Source organism: Aquiflexum sp., assembly GCF_041751335.1.
Lineage (GTDB): Bacteria > Bacteroidota > Bacteroidia > Cytophagales > Cyclobacteriaceae > Aquiflexum.
The window spans coordinates 1-19027 of record NZ_JBGSXS010000285.1; the positions used below are offsets into that span (position 1 = coordinate 1).

Sequence of the window (19027 nt, forward strand, 5' to 3'; positions counted from 1 at the left end):
TGAGGAGGGTTTTTAACCAATTGGATAAACCCACCAGAAAAGCCCAGAGAAATTTTCAAAAATACTTGGGAGATAAGGCCAGTATATTTATTAAAAAAAGTTTACCGGAATTTCAAAAACCTGAGTTTGTGTCCAGCAACCAATATGTCAGAACAGGGACTACGATTGTTCTTGTCCCTGACGATCAATACCGGGAAAAATATCCTGACAATCCTGAAACTATTTTTATGCACCATGTACACACACCTTACATAAAATTGGCCGAAAGAATGTTTTTACCTTCTGCCCCAAATGGAAAAGAAAAACCTTGAATTGTGAGGTATCAATCAAATCGTACCAAATTCAAGGTTTTTAATAGATGTGGAGATGTTATTCCTTATTAATCTTTGATTTTATTGGAATTATTTATCAGTTCTACGGGCACTGATTTGACCTTCCATATTTCATCACAATATTCTCGGATACTTCTATCACTTGAAAATTTACCCATTCTGGCCGTATTGAGAATTGACATTTTGGCCCAATTGGATTTATTTCTGAAAGCTTGGTCGATTTTATCCTGCGCTTCTACATAAGACTGGTAATCAGCTAATAAAAGGAATTGGTCATCATATATCAATGACTCAACCAGCTCTTTGAACATCATCTTATCCAGGTGTGAAAAATATCCGGAATTGATCAGGTCAAGGACCTTTTTGAGAGATTTATTCTTTTGATAATATTCCCACGGTTTGTATCCATTTCTTTTCTTTTCATCCACCTCATCCGAAGTCAAACCAAAAAGGAAGAAATTTTCTTCTCCTACACATTCCCTGATTTCAACATTGGCCCCGTCCAATGTGCCTACAGTAAGCGCACCGTTCATTGAAAGTTTCATATTCCCGGTTCCTGATGCCTCCTTTCCAGCTGTAGAAATCTGTTCTGAAAGGTCTGCAGCGGGATAGATTATTTGGGCATTGGTCACATTGTAGTTTGGATAGAAGACCACTTTAAGTCTATCCCGAACATCCGGATCATTATTGACCACTTCTCCTACTGCATTGATCAATTTGATAATCAATTTTGCCCTTCGGTATCCCGGAGCTGCTTTTCCTGCAAAAATAAATGTTCTCGGAACAATGTCTATATCCGGGTTTTGTTTGATCTTATTATAAAGATAAATAATATGCAAAACATTTAAATGCTGCCTTTTGTACTCGTGGATACGCTTGACTTGAATATCGAACAGAGATTCAGGATTGACTTTAATCCCAAGTCGATTATAGATTTTACGGGATAAAATTTTCTTTTGCTCCAATTTCACTTCCATCCATTCTTTCTGAAAATCAGAATCTTCTGCCCATTTCTCCAGCCCTCTCAGTTCATCCAAATGTTTTATCCAAGTATCACCGATTTTGCTGATAATCAATTTAGTAAGCATTGGATTGCTCAATACCATCCATCTCCTTGGAGTCACACCGTTTGTTTTGTTGCTGAATTTTTCCGGAGAAAGTTCATACCAGTCTTTCAAAACTGTTTTCTTCAAAAGATCTGAATGCAGCGCAGCCACACCATTGATGGCAAAACTACCAACACTGGCAAGATTGGCCATTTTAATATACTTTCTCGGTCCCTCTCCTATTATTGATAGGCTATCGATTTTTTGCCGATCACCGAAATACTTAAGAGATACCTGATCCATAAAACGCCTATTGATTTCATAAATCATATCCAAATGTCTGGGCAATACGGAAGCAAACAGTTCCAAGTCCCATGTTTCCAATGCCTCAGGCAATAAGGTATGGTTGGTGTAGGCAAAGGTCTGGATGGTGACTTTCCAGGCATCATCCCACTCCATTCTATGCACATCCAAAAGCAAGCGCATCATTTCTGCTATTCCAATGGAAGGATGGGTATCATTCAGCTGTACTACAAACTTCTCATGGAAATTTTCGATTTTGTCCCCGCTTCTCAAATGTATATTGATCATATCCTGCAAAGAGCAGGACACAAAGAAATATTGCTGTTGCAATCTGAGTCTTTTACCTTCTATTTGATCGTCATTTGGGTATAATACCTTACTGATATTTTCGCAGATTATTTTCTGGTTGACCGCACTATTGTAATCTCCTGCATTAAAAGATTGGAAATCAAAAGTCTTTGGAGCCTCTGATTTCCAAAGTCTGAGGGTATTTGCTGTATTGACTTGATAACCCAGTATTGGAGTATCATATGCCACTCCTTTGACAACCCAGCCCGGAATCCAATTATTCACTAACTTTCCTTTGACATCAATATATCGCTGAACGTGTCCTCCCAATTTGACATCATAGCTGACTTCTCTCCTTGCAATCTCCCAAGGATTCCCTCTTCTTAGCCAATTGTCGGTATCTTCTACCTGCCATCCGTCCCTGATATCCTGTTCAAATATCCCGAATTGATACCTGATACCATAGCCTATTGCAGGCACTTCTAGACTTGCCAAAGAATCCATATAACAAGCCGCTAACCTTCCCAAGCCACCATTGCCCAATCCAGGTTCAATTTCCTTCTCTATAAGCCATTCCAAACTAATCCCCAATTCACCAAGGGCTTTTTCCATTTGGGAATAAATTCCAAGATTAATCAGATTATTGGCTAAATGTGGACCTAAAAGGTACTCTGCTGACAGATAAGATACGATTTTGTTTTTCCCATCAATGTACTGCTTTACTGAGGATGTCCATCTTTGCAGCATCCTATCTCTTACAGCATAGGACATTGCCATATAATAGTCATTTCGGGTAGCTATTTCAGGATATTTTCCCTGAACATAAAATAGGTTATTTGAAATTGCCTTTTTCAATGCTTCTACACTTAGACCAGTCCTGGCATCTTCTATCACTGTTATTTGTTTGTTGTCAGTATTATCACTAGTTTCTCCAATAGGTTGAGATTTTTTCATTTTATCTTAATTTTAATCTTTAATAGGTGATTATTCATATTTAATAAATTCTCACCCGCAAATATCTCGGAAAGTTAATCAAAAGCTCATTTATAAAAAATTTGGTTCGTTTTTGCTAAGCCCTGATCAAATAATTTGAAGCTACAATAGGACTTTTGTATACCTTTAATTTACTTATTAAAGTAATCTTCCCCACTCTTTATTATTTAAGTAAGTATTTGAAAACTTATACTTGTCTTTGTTCAAATCCGAATTGATGTTATCTTCAAGTCAAAATATTAAATTAAAAAATTTATGAATTCCAAAAACTGCTATATTCCACTCCTTTTAGCAGGGATTTTTGTCTTATTCTCTTGCCAAAAATCAACCAATCAAAATGACCTTATTATTGATGATGAGATGTTTGAGGAAGTAATTGACCATCACACCTCCGAACTTTCTTTAGATTATTTGGGCATTTATTCTGGGATACTACCTTGTGCTGATTGCGAGGGAATAGAAGTGACCCTTGAACTTGGATCAGGTGATTCCTACACGCGTAAATCAACTTATCTTGGAAAAGATGACAATAAGGTGATTGAAAGTTCAGGCACTTTTTCATGGAATGAGGCAGGAAATACCATTACTCTAAATGATGAAGATTTCCCGAATCAATATTTTGTTGGTGAAAACGTGCTTTTTCATTTAGATATAGATGGCAATCGAATTACCGGTGACTTAGCGGAAAACTACAAACTGAATAAAAAATAAGTTACAAAATCGATTAAAAAAAAATTATCAAATTTTGTGATTGTTTAAGTCTCTGCTTGTTTTCCTATAACAAAAGTTACAAGATCTTGGGTCAGTCCTGATAAAAATACTACAGGATATTCCAATCTACTTAATGCTGCGATTATTTGAGATGTGGGTAAGAGGCAAGCTGTTAAAGATGTTAGTATAAGAATTTTAAGTTCCATTGGAGTATCCTCAACAACAAATAACGCCAATATTCGCCCAAGTTGTGAATGAAAGAATGTTGGAAGAAGGAGTGGTCAGAAGACAATAAATGATTTTTAAGAAAAATATGTTTTGGGATGTCGAATTCAATTCCGAAATCCTTTTTTTATATATGATCAACTGGAAATTCTTTCAGATTATGTCTTCTAAAATCTTTGAATTTATAGTTGATATTGATCCATAAAAACAACCCATGATTGATTCTTAAAATTTCTGAATCCGGAGTGGCTAACCTGATATGGTAGCTGGGCGACAATGTGATCGCTTTTCTCTGAAAACTGAACAGAACAAAGATCCTATGTTCAAAAGGATTGTCTGCTGGTGCAGGTCCCACAGTTATCAAAAACTCATTGAACAAAGTGGTGAAAAAATTGAAATGAGGGCTAAGGGAATTCCTCCAATTATACCTTAAGCTGGCATTAAAGCGCATCCGGTGATTCAGAGAAAACCCATCAATGATTTCTGTAGTACTAAAATTTCCCCGATACCTGGCATCATGCCTATATCTAAAACTGACCGAAAAATCAGATTTGGTCGGCATCCTGTAAACCACCTGACCCCATGGCCTATGTTCTGGCCTAATTAGTCTACCCTCAGAAAAAGGAGTTGTCAAACTCAAATTGGCATATCCTGCGGTGACGGCAATTCTTTGGTCTTCTGTATGATATGTCAATCCTCCCCTAAAGATCAGAAACAACTCAGGAACATGATGGGAGTCAAGCCAAATTGACCAATTAGGTGCTATTTGACCAGAAGTCATAAATCCGTACCAAAATTCGGTATTGACCTGAGTTTGTCGTTGTGCACTTATAGGATGTACTATCAACAAAGTCAGAAAAGTAAAAATCCACTTCATAAATCACTAAATATTATCAATCCACGTGGTCACTTGGAAATTCTATAAATGTCGGTAAGCGGTCTTTCATCAAATTGAGATTTATTGTCAACCAGAAAACAAGACCATGATTAATTCGAGCTATTTCTGGACTAATATTAATATACCTCACAACATATCCCAAAGAATAAGTAAAATTACCTTTATTTAATTGACCAAGTAAATGGGTTCTTTGTTCATGCATGAACCCATTAGGTCCAGGACCAGATGAAAACAAGCTTTCATTCTTTTTGAAACAAAAACAGGAAAAACACTGAATAGTGTAATCCTTTCAAATACAGGAACACAATTCAGATACCATAACCTGGTACCGATTATGCCTGCTGCCATCTATTTCTTTAATGAACCGGGTCTTATCCGTCCATATTTTTCTCTTGGGGCTGGTGTTGTTGTGAATACTCGAAGGATCGAATTGGGAATATTTCAAGAAAGAACAAGCTCCCTCCAAATTGGTATCAGGCCGGAATTGGGCTCTATTTTCCAATAAAGTGAATTTATGGCTATCAAACTTTAAGGGAAATACTACAATACATTAGAGGGATCGAGACTTCCAGCGCATTCAGCGCTGGGTCTTAATGTAGGTTTTGTAGTAACCCAAAGGTGATTGGTTTAATCTTATTATTTACTTTATATGAAATAACTTAACTAACTGATTTATAATTTTTTAAAAAATATATCTTACACTTGACTGTTAATTATGAAATGTAAATGTATTTTATTTTATTGGCCATGATACTATCTATTCCGATAGTGGGAATGGCCCAAACTCCAACTGTGGATGATGAGATCACTTTGATACAAAGTGAGTTTGGTATGGAAAAGCAGGCTTTGGTACGTCAGTACATGGATTTGCCTGAATCTCGATCACAAACATTCTGGAATATTTATCAACAATATGAATAAGAAAGAAGGTCTGTATCAAGAGATAGATTGAAAATCATCAATGAATATCAAGAGAATTATGAACCTTTGTATGAGGCCAAATTGGATGATCTGGCAAAAAGAAGATTGAAAGTTGATGCATCTTCCTTTTATCTTAGAATCATAAAATAAAGTTTATAAATATCCATTTTTGGTTTTTTTGACATTGACATTCAACACAAGGAATATGATTTAAAAAATGAACCAGGTTCCTTTTTATATACCATTCTTCATAAAGTGTATTGTATTAGTAATCAGCTAAAGCTACCTTTAAACCAAATCTTTCTGAAAGGAACCCTATGAAATCATCCTTCTTCCTGAAACCACTTCTATTTTATTTCATTTTGTTTTTGACAAATTGCCAAACCAAAACTGAGTCTAAAGAAGAATCCATCTCCCAAAATGAAATTCAAAGTGAAGATGGGATGATATGGATAGCAGGAGGAGATTTCTTCATGGGTACCAATGAATCCGACGCCTACGCAGTAGAAAGACCTGCTGTAAAAAGAGAGGTCAAAGGTTTTTGGATGGATGAAACAGAAGTGACTAACAATCAATTTGCAAAGTTTGTGGAAGAGACAGGATATGTTACGGTTGCAGAACGAAAGGTAGACTGGGAAGAAATGAAGCTTCAATTACCGCCAGATACTCCAAAACCTTCTGAAGAAGATTTGCAGCCCGGTTCTTTGGTTTTTTCTCCCCCATCCTATCCTGTGTCTACAAGAGAACATGAAATAAGTCAATGGTGGAAGTGGGTGACCGGTGCAAATTGGAGACATCCGGAGGGTCCGGACAGTAATCTGCAAGAAAGAGAAAACCATCCCGTAGTCCATATTGCATTTGAAGATGCCGAAGCTTATTCTCAATGGGCAGGCAAGAGATTGGCCACTGAAGCAGAATGGGAATATGCCGCAAAATCCGGGAGAGAACATCAGCGTTATGCTTGGGGGACAGAATTAAGGCCTAATGGCGCATTTATGGCCAATACTTTTCAAGGTACCTTCCCGCATGAAAACAAAACCGAAGATGGTTTTCAGGGAACAGCACCTGTAAAGAGTTTTCCTCCAAATGATTTCGGCCTGTATGATATGATCGGGAATGTTTGGGAATTGACATCTGATTGGTATGATGCCATACAATTTAACAGAATTGCAGGAAACGCCCCACCTTTGGACAGTGCTATCAATAAATGTTATAATCCTCAAAATCCTTTTGCATTGGAAAAAGTCATCAAAGGCGGTTCTTTTCTTTGCGCTGACGATTATTGTATCAATTACCGTCCCTCTGCCCGTCAAGGGCATGCATATGACAGTGGAACCTCTAATGTAGGCTTTAGATGTGTGAGGTAAAAAAACCAATTTTCTGATTTCCTAATAAAATTCATGTACCCAAAGTGAGGCATAAACACCCCATATATATCATTGTAGAAAATTCTTCTTAAAAAAAAAGTGTTTTAAAAGCTCCAATAGGCATTTCCGGTTTCAGGCATAAAGTTTGAATTTTTTCTTTTAAAATATTATTTAAAATTTAAACATTAGAAAAATGGGAAATATATTGTATATCATCGCCGTGATTTTGATTATAGGTTGGATATTTGGAGCTTTTGTTTACAGTGTGGGTGGAATAATACACATTTTGCTCGTGTTGGCTATTATCGCCATCGTCTTCAATCTCGTGTCAGGACGTCGGGTCTAACCATAATTTAACTAATCAACTTTGTTGCAGCAAACATTGAAAATAGGCCAAAGGATAGTATTTTATACTGTCCTTTGGCCTATTTTATATGAAGAATAAAATATCTATTCTTCTTCTTCAATATATACCACCCCGTACATATTTCTTCCGTTGACCTGTACAGGTTGGTAATAAGTCTCCCCAAATCGGATCAACGTTCTGTCACCGATCTTGATTTCCTCTCCACCATCAGAAAGATTTTCCACCAAAGTATCCGCTGTGGGTGGCACCACAACAAAACCATTGGCAGTTTTTTCAAAAAATACTCCTCCCCTGTAGAATTCGATTTTACTTCTTGTAATAATTAGATTGGGATAAAAATCATTTTTAAATTTGTATAAAAAACCTTGAAAAACTATTTCTAAGGTATAAATTGATTAAATCAATGTTTTAGAATTTTATCTCAAAATATTTTAAGTTGAAAATCACCGTCCATTTGATTAACTTTCTTGGTAAACATTCACTATATCCCATGAAAACCAAATTACTCATCACCCTAATTTGCTACCTCTTCACCTTGCACTTTATCATTGCCCAGAATACACCTCTTCAAATCATTATGATCGGTGCGCATCCAGATGATTGCGATATCAAAGGTGGTGGAACTGCTGCCTTGTTTGCAGAAATGGGTCATCATGTCAAATTCATCTCTGTGACCAATGGAGATGCCGGACATATGGAACAGGGAGGTGGAATGTTGGCCAAAAGGCGAGTGGCAGAGACACAGGAGGTTGCCAAAAGGTTGGGAATAACTTATGAGGTCTTGGACAATCATGATGGGGAATTACTAGCCACCTTACCTATAAGGCTTGAGATCATTAGAAAAATTCGGGAATGGAAAGCAGATGTAGTGATTTCCCACAGAACGAATGACTACCATCCTGACCACAGATATACTGCTATATTGGTACAAGATGCCGCCTATTTGGTAGGCGTTCCCAATATTGCAGCAGACACTCCTCCTTTAAGTAAAAATCCCGTGTTCCTTTATTTTCAGGATAATTTCCAGAAACCATATCCATTTCAAGCAGATATAGCGATTGACATCACATCCGTAATGGATAGAAAAATATATGCGCTTGATGCACACGAATCACAATTTTATGAATGGTTACCTTGGATCGGAAGGTATGCCGATCAAGTTCCCGAAGATAAGGAAGCCAGAATAGAATGGTTAAAGGAAAAAAGGTTGAGTGCTGTTAATCCAAACTCATTACAAGTTTTGGAAAAGTGGTATGGAAAAGAAAAAGCATCAAATGTCCAAAATGTAGAGCTTTTTGAAATTTGCGAATATGGTACCAAGCCAACAGACCAGGATATACGACGATTTTTTCCTATGATTAGCCGGTGATTGATAAATAATGGAATTCAAATTATCCGCAGTCTTTGACCTCTGGTTTATGGGGCATGAGGTTTTGACGCAAAGTAAGCCTAGATAATAGTCTCTTTTTCCTATCTCTCACACGTCTATTAGTTTATCTTGTTTCCCCTATAATCGGGACAGGCTTTGGCTCTTGGTTCTTGATTCTTGGCTCTCGCTTCTCTTCTTGTTATTGGCTCTTGGCTCTTTTTTCTGAATTCAACCTTACAATCCAAACAAACTAGGCAGCCACAAGGAAAGACCTGGCCAAAGGGTAACCACGATCAATCCCAAAATCATGGCAATAAAGAATGGGATCAAGGGTTTGACAGCTTTTTCAATACTGATACCAGCCACCTGGACCCCAAGGAAAAGGACCGAACCCACGGGTGGTGTGCAAAGTCCAATACAAAGATTCAAAATCATGATAATTCCAAAATGCACCGGATCTACTCCAAGTTCCATCACAATCGGAAGGAAAATCGGGGTAAAAATCAGCACAGCCGGAGTCATGTCCATAAAAATTCCCACAAACAGTAAGATCAGATTGATCAATATCAGAATGACAAAAATATTGTCAGAAACCGAAAGCAAGGATGCACTGATGGATTGTGGAATGTCCTCACTGGACATCACCCATGACATGCTCATGGAAGTTGCGATCAACAACATCACTATGGCGGTAGTTTCTGAGGATTTGAGAAGTATTGAGGGGATTTCTTTCCATTTCAATTCTCCATAGTAAAATGACAAACCCAAGGTATAAATCACTGCAATAGCAGAGGCTTCCGTGGCCGTAAAAACCCCTCCGACTATCCCTCCAATTACAATAAACAATAGCATTAAGGAAGGAAAAGCCCTGAAAAACTTACTTGTCAATTCTTTTAATGTGGTTCGTTCCCCTGCTGGTAGATTATGCTTTTTTATAAAGATGGCAGCTGTCACCATCAAAACCAATCCTATAAATATACCTGGTAAATAACCGGCAATAAATAAGGCCGCAATAGATACCCCTCCTGATGCCAATGAATAAACAATAAGGATATTTGATGGAGGAATTATTAAACCGGTTGTAGATGAAGTAATATTGACAGCCGCACCCAATCCTTTTGGATACCCTTCAGCATCCATTCTTTTTCCGAGGATTCCACCAATCGCTGAAACGGCTGCTGCCGCAGAACCGGCAATAGCTCCAAACAACATGGCTGCAATAACATTAACGTATAACAAACCACCGGGAAGTCGTCCCGTGAAAGCTTTTGCCAATTCAATCAATCTATTGGCGATGCCTCCCTTGTTCATGATTTCTCCTGCAAGTACAAAAAAAGGAATAGCCAATAAGGCAAAACTATCCAAACCTGTACCCATCCTTTGGGCAATCGTGGTACCCGAAGGAATTACAGCAACAGACACCATCAATGTCAAAAAACTGGATATACCCAAACTCCAGGCAACAGGAACCCCTATTCCCATCAGGACAACAAACGACAATACCAAAATTAAAATACTGATATATTCCATGTTGATCAGGCTTTTTGGGTTTGTAAATGGTTTTGGATACTAAAAATCTGATAATAAATAACCAATAAGCCACTGATTGGGATGATGGTATATACAAAGGCTAATGGTACTTGGAGGGTAGCAGATTTTTGTTGAAGAATAAAGGTGATATATACAAGATTACTTCCTCCCAAAACCATCACCGATAACGCAAAAAACAGTACAAATGAATTGATCACGATCATCAATCTCACTTTGGGAATACCGTTCAGTTTTCTGGGCAAAATGTCAATCGCTAAATGCTGATCTTGACCTGCCACATAAGCTGCCCCTAACATCCCTAACCATATCAACATATACCTGGATAATTCATCAGTAAATGAACTGGGATTTTGAAAAATATATCGGGACATTACCTGCCATGTTACATTGAGTACCATCAACGCCATCAATATGATCAAGGCACCCGCCACAATTTTATCAAGTCTATTTTTGAAAGTTTGGTTGGTCATTTTTTTGGATAATAAGTGCTTATTGTATTGAAATGGTTATAATAATTCTGCCACTTTGGACGGGGTATTTTTGTTGTGGTTTGCAAGTTGTCAGCTTTTAGAGTAGCCTCCGCCAATGTGAGTGTCGCCACTCACATCCCTTTCGGTTTATCGAAATATTCATGTAATATATTTATTAATTTAAGATAGAGACGTTACCAAGTTTAATGACACATGTTGCTATCCGCCTTTTTCTTCAATTTCAAATACCGTCCATAGCTACGGTATTTTGGGTAACATTAACTTCCACATTACCCTGCAATAAATTACAGGGCTATAAAACCGATCATGCCTACGGCACTTGTGAATGAAAACAAATCAAAGGCAAATTCAGAAATGTCTCATTAAAATAATTATTCCACCTTCATTTTGCCCAAATCTTCAATCTACAATCTACCTTCTTCTACCTTCATCCCTCATCCTTCTAACTTCATCCTTCCTCTTACTCCACCCTCCTTATCCTCTCCACCATTTCATACATTTCAGGTTCGGTAATTTTGAATGATTCATAAAGGGATTCAACTGCTTGTCTAAATGGAGTTGGATCTGGATATGTGATAGTCACTCCTGCTTTTTCCATTTCCTTTAAGGATTCTTCTACTGACGCTGCCCAAAGTTTATATTGGAAAACAGCAGACTCATCTGCTGCCTCTTGAATCCATTGTTTTTCCTCATCATCCAAGGTGTTCCAAACTTTTGTACTGACAATGACCACATCAGGTACGGCAGTATGTTCATTCATAGAATAGAATTTACAAACCTCATAATGCCTGGAGGTATACAAACTTGGCGGGTTGTTTTCGGCTCCATCCACAATACCCTGTTGTAGAGCTGTATATAATTCACCATAGGAAACAGGTGTGGGTGAGCTGCCAAAGCTTTTGATCATATTGATGGCCATATTGCTTTCAAGAGTCCTGACTTTCAACCCTTTCAAGTCTTCAGGGCTTTCCACAGATTTGGTTTTGGTATAAAAGCTTCTTTTTCCGGCATCATAATAAACAAGGCCCTTTAACCAAAATTCCTCACTTTCTGAAAGCAATTGTCTACCAATTTCACCTTTCAATACCTTCTCCCGATGCGCATCATCCCTAAAGAGATATGGCATTGAAAGCACTTGGATTTTTGGAGCGAAACTTTCCAAAGTGGCTGAGGAAACCTTGGTCATCCCCAAACTTCCAATTTGTAGCAATTCAACTAATTCCCTTTCGGTACCCAATTGTTGGTTGGGATAAATACGGATTTGGACTTTTCCCTCGGACTTTTCCTCTACCCTTTTTGCCATAAAAACCATGGCTTCATGGACGGGATGGGTGACTCCCAATCCATGCCCCAATTTGATCAACCTAACACCTCCTGGTCCATTGCAGGCAGTAAAGAGGAGGAAAATAAACAGAAATGTGCTGAATCTAGAATTAATCATTTATTTCAATTCTTGAATAATGTTCAAAGTTGATTTGATATTGTTTTCAAGTCCCTTGAAATCTCCACGTTCAATTGCTTTTTTGTCAAATAATTGGGAACCCATACCAACACAATGAACTCCAGCTTCAAACCAAATAGAGAGGTTTTCCTTATTTGGTTCTACCCCTCCTGTGGGCATCATTTTGAGGTTAGGAAGAACTGAAAGTACAGCTTTGATAAACCCCGGTCCCAATAAATTGCCCGGAAAAGCCTTTATCAAAGTTGCTCCCAATATTTTAGCCTGATATACCTCAGTTAGAGTAGCGCAGCCTGGGATCCAAAATCTACCTTTCATGTTGCAATAGTTGGCAACATCTGGAATCAAGGCCGGTGACACAATAAAATCTGCCTCTGCAAAATAAAATCTCCGAGCCTCTTCACGAGTAAAAATTGTTCCTATTCCCAAAATCAGGTCCGGGTATTTCTCCGCATAAATTTTTAAATTTTTGAAAACTTCAAGGGCATTTGATTCCCTATTGGTAAATTCAAAAACCCTTATTCCAGCTTTATAGGAAGCATCGAGAACTTTTATGGCGATATCAATATCTTTATGGTTAAATACAGGAATCATACCTGTTTTAGCCATTTTCAATAAAATTTCATCGTTTTTTAATGACATATTGGTGGGTTAAATAGGTTTTTATATTGCTCTCAAGCCTGCCTTCCTGAGCTTTGAGAAAAATTGTAAATGAGTTGAATTTAAATTTCTTTTCTCTCGTTTTTGGGCTCCCCCAAATTCTTTGGGACAAGCTTTGATTTTTGTTTCTCACATCTCTCATCTCGGCTCTTGAATCTTGGTTCTTGTGACTTATTTTTTAGATCTCATGTCTCAAGTCTCACATCTAACAAATCACCTGAGCAATTTTCCGACATTTTCCCCTTTTACCAAATCATTGACTTCTTCGACTGTAACAAAGTTTGCGTCTCCCGGGATGCTGTGTTTCAACACTGAGGCAGCTGTGGCAAATTCCAATGCCACCTGATCAGGAAAATGCAGGAGACCATAAATCAATCCTGCAATATAGGCATCTCCCCCACCAACCCTATCTACAATTTGAGGCATGTCATATATTTTTGATTTCAAAATCTCAATACCATTCCAAAGTGAACCTTTCAAGGTATTATGATTAGCAGAGAGAGACTCACGTTTGGTTTTTGTGATATATTTTATCTGTGGAAAATCTTTTTTGGCAAGATGACAAGCTTCCAGAAAATCATTTGCCTGAATATCCATACAATTTTCAAAATCTGACAATCCTGCCACAATCACATGGGTATATCTAATCAATTCCGGCATTATTTCTAATGGACCTTTTCCAAATTGCCATAGATTTCTTCGGTAATTAATATCACCGCTTACCATTATACCTTTTTGATTAGCTTTTTTTAAAGCTGTCAAACATAGATCAGCCGCTTTTTGGGAAAGAGCCGGAGTGATACCTGTCCAATGAAACCAATCGGCCCCATCAAATACAAGGTCCCAATCAATCTCCTCTCCCGAAAAATTGGCGAAAGCAGAATCAAATCTATCGTAAATGATCTTTGATGCCCTTTGCATGGATCCGTTTTCAAGAAAATATAAACCCATACGTCCTTCTTGAAATGATATAAAAGTAGTGTCAACGCCAGCCTTCCTAAAATAAGCAGCGGCTGTTTTTCCAATATCATTGGCAGGAAATGCTGTGATATGAGCTGCATTCACTCCAAACTGGGCAAGGGATACCGCTACATTGGCTTCTGCTCCACCAAACACAATATTGTAGGAGTTAGCTTGTAGAAACCGTTCATTTCCCGGTGTACTGAGACGCATCATGACATCTCCCATGGTTACGACTTTTTTATTCATAGTCACTGATTAAAACTTTCATGAAAATAATCACTTATAGTTTCTTTTTTACTTTTCTTTTGCATAAATTGTGCAATCGATTGCGCAATATAACCAAAAAATCCAATGAACCATAAAATTTTGCAGATTCATCCAAAAGATAATGTACTGGTCGCATTAACTGATTTAAAGGCCGGAGAAAGCATTGTTTTTGAAAACAACACAATCACCCTGAAGAATAATATAGCAGCCAAACACAAGTTTTCTATAACCAATTTGGAAACTGGTGAGCAAATTTACATGTATGGTTCCATAGTAGGTCGTGCCAAGTCACTGATACCCATAGGCGGTGCCTTGACAACAGGTAATGTTGTCCATGATTCCACTTCTTTTGGGAGTAAGACAGAAGAATATTATTGGGAAGCTCCTGATATTTCCAAGTATAAAAACAAAATGTTTAATGGTTTTCATCGACCTGACGGTCAAGTTGGAACTGCAAATTATTGGTTGGTGATCCCACTGGTTTTTTGTGAAAATAGGAATGTAGATGTCATTAAGGATGCCTTTGTTGAAGAATTGGGATTCAGCAAACCAAATACCTATAAATCACTTGTGCAACAAATGGCGGAGTTGTACAAATCAGGAAAAAGATCCGAGATAGAAAACCTAAGTGTAGAAGAAGATATCATCCAAAGAAAGCGTAAAATCTTTAAAAATATTGATGGAATAAAATTCTTGACCCATAATGGTGGGTGTGGCGGAATCCGTCAGGACTCAGAAGCACTATGTGCTTTGTTTGCTGGATATATCAATAATCCGAATGTTGCAGGTGCTACAATATTGAGTCTTGGTTGTCAAAATGCCCAACCGGCTATTTTGAAGGAAAAACTGGATAAAATCAATCCAAACTTCAAAAAACCTGTCATTCTGTTGGAACAACAAAAAGAAGGAACAGAACAGCATTTGCTTTCTCAGGCAATCAAAAAAACTTTTTTGGCCATGGCAGATGCAGATCACCTTCAAAGGGAGCCTGCCCCGTTAAGTAAGTTGACAATAGGTTTGGAATGTGGTGGTTCTGACGGCTTTTCGGGTATATCTGCTAACCCTGCAGTTGGTCAAGCCTCTGATCTTGTAGTGGCTTTAGGTGGCAAGACCATTTTGTCTGAATTTCCTGAATTATGTGGGGTTGAACAGGAATTGATCAACAGATGTACTACCGAAGTGATTGCAGAAAAATTCAGTAGTTTGATGAAATCCTATGCCGCATCAGCAGAAGCAGTGGGATCCGGGTTTGATATGAACCCTTCTCCCGGCAATATCAAAGATGGGCTGATTACCGATGCCATGAAATCCTCGGGAGCTGCCAAAAAAGGAGGCACTTCCCCTGTCGTGGATGTATTAGACTATTCTGAATATGTTTCTAAATCCGGGCTGAACTTACTCTGCACTCCGGGAAATGATGTGGAAAGCACTACAGCCATGGCAGGTTCAGGAGCTAATATTATCCTTTTTACTACCGGACTCGGCACCCCAACCGGTAATCCTGTCGCCCCAGTAATCAAAATATCTTCCAATACCACTTTGGCTAAAAGAATGCCTGACATCATTGATATAGATACTGGGGGTGTTATCACTGGAGAAAAGACCATTCCGCAAATGGGGGAAGAAATCTTGGACCATATCATCAAAGTTGCATCTGGAGAAATTCAACCTAAAGCAGTTCTATTGGGACAGGATGATTTTATTCCATGGAAGAGAGGTGTTTCGCTTTAGGATTAAGAGATGGAAAAAGGCGTTGAGTTGCCCGACTTATTCATTATTCTTGCCGGCCGGCAGGCGAAATTTGGTGTTCGATATTCGGAGTTTTCTTGGAAGATTGTAAAATTGGAAGATTAATTGTTATGGATTAATGTATTGTTGGGATATTGTGTTAAAAAATGGACATGCTCAATTTTCCAATTTGACCTATCCTCGTAATTCCGAGTTCCTCAATATTTTTGAAAAAACATTCAGAAAAGGAACGACATCAGGATTTTCGTCATCCCGAGTTTTCAACATTTTTTAAAAGTTCAGAATTGGTAATGTCATCAGGTTCCCCGCCATTCCGAGGTACGAGGAATCTCAAAAGGATCTATTTATGTTCATATTATCATTTCGTGATCCTCATGAGATGTCCCAAAAGGATCGGGACAGGCTTCCTACGCATGACGGCTACTCCGATTTATGTCATTGGTAGTCAAGGGGTATCTAATATAAAGCTTGAAATTCAATATTAATCTCCCGGGATGTCGAAAAATGAAGAATAAATTGATCATGAAATTAATAAAACTGAACCAATCTAAAAAAGCTCTTAGCTTTTTTTACCATCTCATCTCTCCGCCAATATCTTCTCCCAAACATAGTCATCGACAGGAATTCCTTTTTCCAAATTTTCTTTTCTGATTTTTGGGATATTTTCTCCGGGAAAGCGGACTTCACCCCCTGAAAAAGTTGATGATGATGTCAAGTCTTCAATGATACCATTAAGCTTTTCATCGGACCAGGTATCCATACCTAATTTTTTGGGATCCAAACAGATAAAAACCTGCGAAAGGCCATATTCATCTCCGCTTTGACCAACTTCATGGGTGGACTGCCCCCCGGATAATACGGTGGCCAACATATCCAATATCAGGGAAAGTCCAGCCCCTTTCCATAATCCTATTGGAAGTGCCAATTCATGTTCAATAATTTCTTCTGGGGATTTACTGAGTTTTCCTTCCTGGTCAAAGCCTGCTTCGAAAGGCATTTCCTTTCCGGCACGCAAGAAGGTGTTCATTTTTCCATAAGAAAACTGGGACATCGCCATGTCCAACACAATATGACCTGATTTTCTGGGAATGGCAACTACCAAAGGATTATTCCCCAGTTTGGGTTCACTCCCACCCCAGGCCGGCATATTGGGTTTGGTGTTGGTAAAACAGATTCCAATACAACCTGCCTCAACAGCCAGCCAACCATAATTCCCCGCCCTCATCCAATGATTTGTGTTTTGCAGCGCTATCACTCCGATTCCGAATTCTTTGGATAGTCGGATTGCCCTGTCCATGCAAATAGAAGCGTTGACCATTCCGGGGCCAAGACGTCCGTCCCATCTTTCGAAATACCCGAAAGCATCCATTAGTTCAGCCTCTTTATCGGGAAAGACAAGCTTGTTCTTTACCATTTTCAAAAAAACAGGAACCCTATCCAACCCATGGGACGGAACTCCTTCCAGACTTGCCCTGGCAAAAAGTCCTGCACATAAATTGGTTTTTTCTTTTGAGAAGCCATATCTGATAAAAATTTCACTAAGGATTTGGATGACTTCTTGATGTGGGATTCTCATAATCTTGGTTTTCGGTTAATTTTTTATTCTTGCAATGACTTTGAGTCATGGCATGAATATCCTCATTTTCCATAAATATTTTTAAGGTCAATTTCAAAAAGAGTGTATGGATCTTTATAAAATTTTAGAAAATCCGGAACACTAACCTGACCGGGAAATGGCGCATAATAATGCGTGGGGCTTTTGGAATCATTGCGCCAGACCAAAACGTAGGCCAATCTCACATTTTCCTTTTTCATGCTTCTAAGCAGAGTTTCCGTCCACCAAGTGGTATCCGGAATGGTTTCCAATCCGGTTTCCGTAAAGGCAGCCAGTTTTTTCTTTTTAATGGCATAATCGGAAACTATTTTCAGTTTTAATGCCGCCGTGTCGATGGAATTCCTGTTTCTTCCCAAATCACCATAATTATCCATTCCAACCATATCAACCCACTCATCACCGGGATACCTTTCCAGATATTCCTCTTCCGTTAAAAATCTATTGTCAGGTGAAAATGCATAAATAAAGTTGTTGACTTCCAAAGAATCCCGCAGATAGGAAACCGTAAATCTCCATAAATTAATAAAATCCTCTCTGCTGGTATGTTTTTTACCCCACCAAAACCAATCCCCGTCAAACTCATGGTAGGGCCTGAATATCATTGGTACCAATTTGCCATCACTTCCTTTTAAAGATTTGGCCCAATCCCCTATACCATCCAGAATTTCTTTATAGGTCTCATGCGCTTCACCTCCGGGAATAAGGTAACGGACCGCAGGTTTGGATATAGAATCCCTCCAATAAAAGCCCCCCTCCGAAACAGGATTTGAAAAATGCCAGGCCACAGTTGTCACTCCTCCCCTGTCATAAGTATCAACGACATTCTTTCTGAGATTGGCTTTGTTATTTTGTATTACCTCATCGGGTCTTCCCGAAAACCCACTGAAATCTACTCCAATGACTGCAGGGTGGGAACCTGTGACAGATTTCACATCAGATCTATCTTCGTCTCCCAACCAACCACGGCCATATTCTGTCGCATGTTGATGCCCGAACAAGGTGTGGTTCTTAGATATTTTTGCAAGATTTTGATAAAGGTTCACGGTTTCTTTTGTCGCATTCGGATCAATAGGTTTACCATATTTTATGCTTGTGCAGCTAATCAAAAAAGGGCATAACATCAAGCAATAAAATCCAATTCGAAATTTGAGATAAGTTTTTATAGACATAGGTTATACATAGATTTATGGAAATTAATTGAATCTCTTGACCTGTGGAAGAAAAATTACTCCAATGACTTAAAAGGACCTGATTATTTCCGAATTCTAGGACAATTCACGTAAATACTTTCAGAATTTATGATAATATCTGATTTCTTCTTTAAAAGATATCCAAATTTCAATAATCCTTTTGATTTAAAATAAATTATTGAGAGTCAAAATTTTTATTTTTTTTCAGCTTTGTGATTGGATGACAGATTACCAACATTAAGTTTTACAATTTTACTCTGAG

At 38.2% G+C, this 19027-nt stretch carries 16 protein-coding genes and 1 pseudogene; 7 read left to right on the plus strand and 10 right to left on the minus strand.

Features of this window, described 5'->3' with window-relative positions:
* Positions 1-311, plus strand: a pseudogene (locus ACEW8U_RS16005) (lipase family protein); the annotation flags it as partial.
* Positions 312-379: 68 nt separating this feature from the next.
* Here the strand turns inward: ACEW8U_RS16005 and ACEW8U_RS16010 are convergent.
* Positions 380-2923, minus strand: a complete 2544-nt coding sequence (locus ACEW8U_RS16010) for a glycogen/starch/alpha-glucan phosphorylase (protein WP_373523059.1) — start codon at positions 2921-2923, stop codon at positions 380-382.
* A gap of 294 nt (positions 2924-3217) precedes the next feature.
* Here ACEW8U_RS16010 and ACEW8U_RS16015 point away from each other — a divergent pair, with 294 nt between their 5' ends.
* Entirely contained in the window at positions 3218-3673 is a 456-nt protein-coding gene (locus ACEW8U_RS16015; RefSeq protein ID WP_373523060.1) for a copper resistance protein NlpE, read from the plus strand.
* Positions 3674-4025: 352 nt separating this feature from the next.
* Here ACEW8U_RS16015 and ACEW8U_RS16020 read toward each other — a convergent pair whose 3' ends face one another.
* Entirely contained in the window at positions 4026-4775 is a 750-nt protein-coding gene (locus tag ACEW8U_RS16020) for a DUF2490 domain-containing protein (RefSeq protein WP_373523061.1), read from the minus strand.
* A gap of 747 nt (positions 4776-5522) precedes the next feature.
* Between ACEW8U_RS16020 and ACEW8U_RS16025 the strand changes: the two genes are divergently transcribed.
* The 3 genes from ACEW8U_RS16025 to ACEW8U_RS16035 all read left to right on the plus strand — a co-directional run bounded on the left by ACEW8U_RS16025 (position 5523) and on the right by ACEW8U_RS16035 (position 7430).
* On the plus strand, positions 5523-5717 hold the full coding sequence (locus ACEW8U_RS16025; protein WP_373523062.1) for a hypothetical protein: 195 nt from the start codon (positions 5523-5525) through the stop codon (positions 5715-5717).
* 317 nt (positions 5718-6034) lie between these two features.
* Entirely contained in the window at positions 6035-7084 is a 1050-nt protein-coding gene (locus tag ACEW8U_RS16030) for a formylglycine-generating enzyme family protein (RefSeq protein ID WP_373523063.1), read from the plus strand.
* Between the two features lie 193 nt (positions 7085-7277).
* Positions 7278-7430 carry a lmo0937 family membrane protein gene (locus tag ACEW8U_RS16035; RefSeq protein WP_373523064.1) on the plus strand — a complete coding sequence of 51 codons (153 nt, stop codon included), beginning with the start codon at positions 7278-7280 and terminating at the stop codon, positions 7428-7430.
* 104 nt (positions 7431-7534) lie between these two features.
* On the opposite strand, the gene ACEW8U_RS16040 is transcribed toward ACEW8U_RS16035, so the two are convergent.
* Positions 7535-7843, minus strand: coding sequence for a DUF6515 family protein (locus ACEW8U_RS16040; RefSeq protein WP_373523087.1), 309 nt, complete (start codon positions 7841-7843; stop codon positions 7535-7537).
* 98 nt (positions 7844-7941) lie between these two features.
* Between ACEW8U_RS16040 and ACEW8U_RS16045 the strand changes: the two genes are divergently transcribed.
* A complete protein-coding gene (locus tag ACEW8U_RS16045) occupies positions 7942-8820 on the plus strand; it encodes a PIG-L deacetylase family protein (protein ID WP_373523065.1) in 879 nt (292 codons plus the stop codon).
* A gap of 234 nt (positions 8821-9054) precedes the next feature.
* Here the strand turns inward: ACEW8U_RS16045 and ACEW8U_RS16050 are convergent, their stop codons facing one another.
* The 5 genes from ACEW8U_RS16050 to ACEW8U_RS16070 all read right to left on the minus strand — a co-directional run bounded on the left by ACEW8U_RS16050 (position 9055) and on the right by ACEW8U_RS16070 (position 14190).
* The gene (locus ACEW8U_RS16050; protein WP_373523066.1) at positions 9055-10350 is read right to left on the minus strand and encodes a TRAP transporter large permease; all 1296 of its coding nucleotides are present in this window, start codon (positions 10348-10350) and stop codon (positions 9055-9057) included.
* Between the two features lie 5 nt (positions 10351-10355).
* Positions 10356-10841 carry a TRAP transporter small permease gene (locus tag ACEW8U_RS16055; protein ID WP_373523067.1) on the minus strand — a complete coding sequence of 162 codons (486 nt, stop codon included), beginning with the start codon at positions 10839-10841 and terminating at the stop codon, positions 10356-10358.
* A 481-nt stretch (positions 10842-11322) separates the two neighbouring features.
* Entirely contained in the window at positions 11323-12303 is a 981-nt protein-coding gene (locus ACEW8U_RS16060; protein WP_373523068.1) for a TRAP transporter substrate-binding protein, read from the minus strand.
* Entirely contained in the window at positions 12304-12963 is a 660-nt protein-coding gene (locus ACEW8U_RS16065; RefSeq protein ID WP_373523069.1) for a bifunctional 4-hydroxy-2-oxoglutarate aldolase/2-dehydro-3-deoxy-phosphogluconate aldolase, read from the minus strand.
* Positions 12964-13194: 231 nt separating this feature from the next.
* Positions 13195-14190, minus strand: a complete 996-nt coding sequence (locus ACEW8U_RS16070) for a PfkB family carbohydrate kinase (protein WP_373523070.1) — start codon at positions 14188-14190, stop codon at positions 13195-13197.
* Between the two features lie 105 nt (positions 14191-14295).
* Here ACEW8U_RS16070 and ACEW8U_RS16075 point away from each other — a divergent pair, with 105 nt between their 5' ends.
* On the plus strand, positions 14296-15942 hold the full coding sequence (locus ACEW8U_RS16075) for a UxaA family hydrolase (protein WP_373523071.1): 1647 nt from the start codon (positions 14296-14298) through the stop codon (positions 15940-15942).
* 595 nt (positions 15943-16537) lie between these two features.
* Here the strand turns inward: ACEW8U_RS16075 and yiaK are convergent.
* On the minus strand, positions 16538-17536 hold the full coding sequence (yiaK, locus tag ACEW8U_RS16080; protein WP_373523072.1) for a 3-dehydro-L-gulonate 2-dehydrogenase: 999 nt from the start codon (positions 17534-17536) through the stop codon (positions 16538-16540).
* A gap of 62 nt (positions 17537-17598) precedes the next feature.
* The gene (locus ACEW8U_RS16085; protein ID WP_373523088.1) at positions 17599-18696 is read right to left on the minus strand and encodes a glycoside hydrolase family 26 protein; all 1098 of its coding nucleotides are present in this window, start codon (positions 18694-18696) and stop codon (positions 17599-17601) included.
* Positions 18697-19027: the final 331 nt, after the last annotated feature.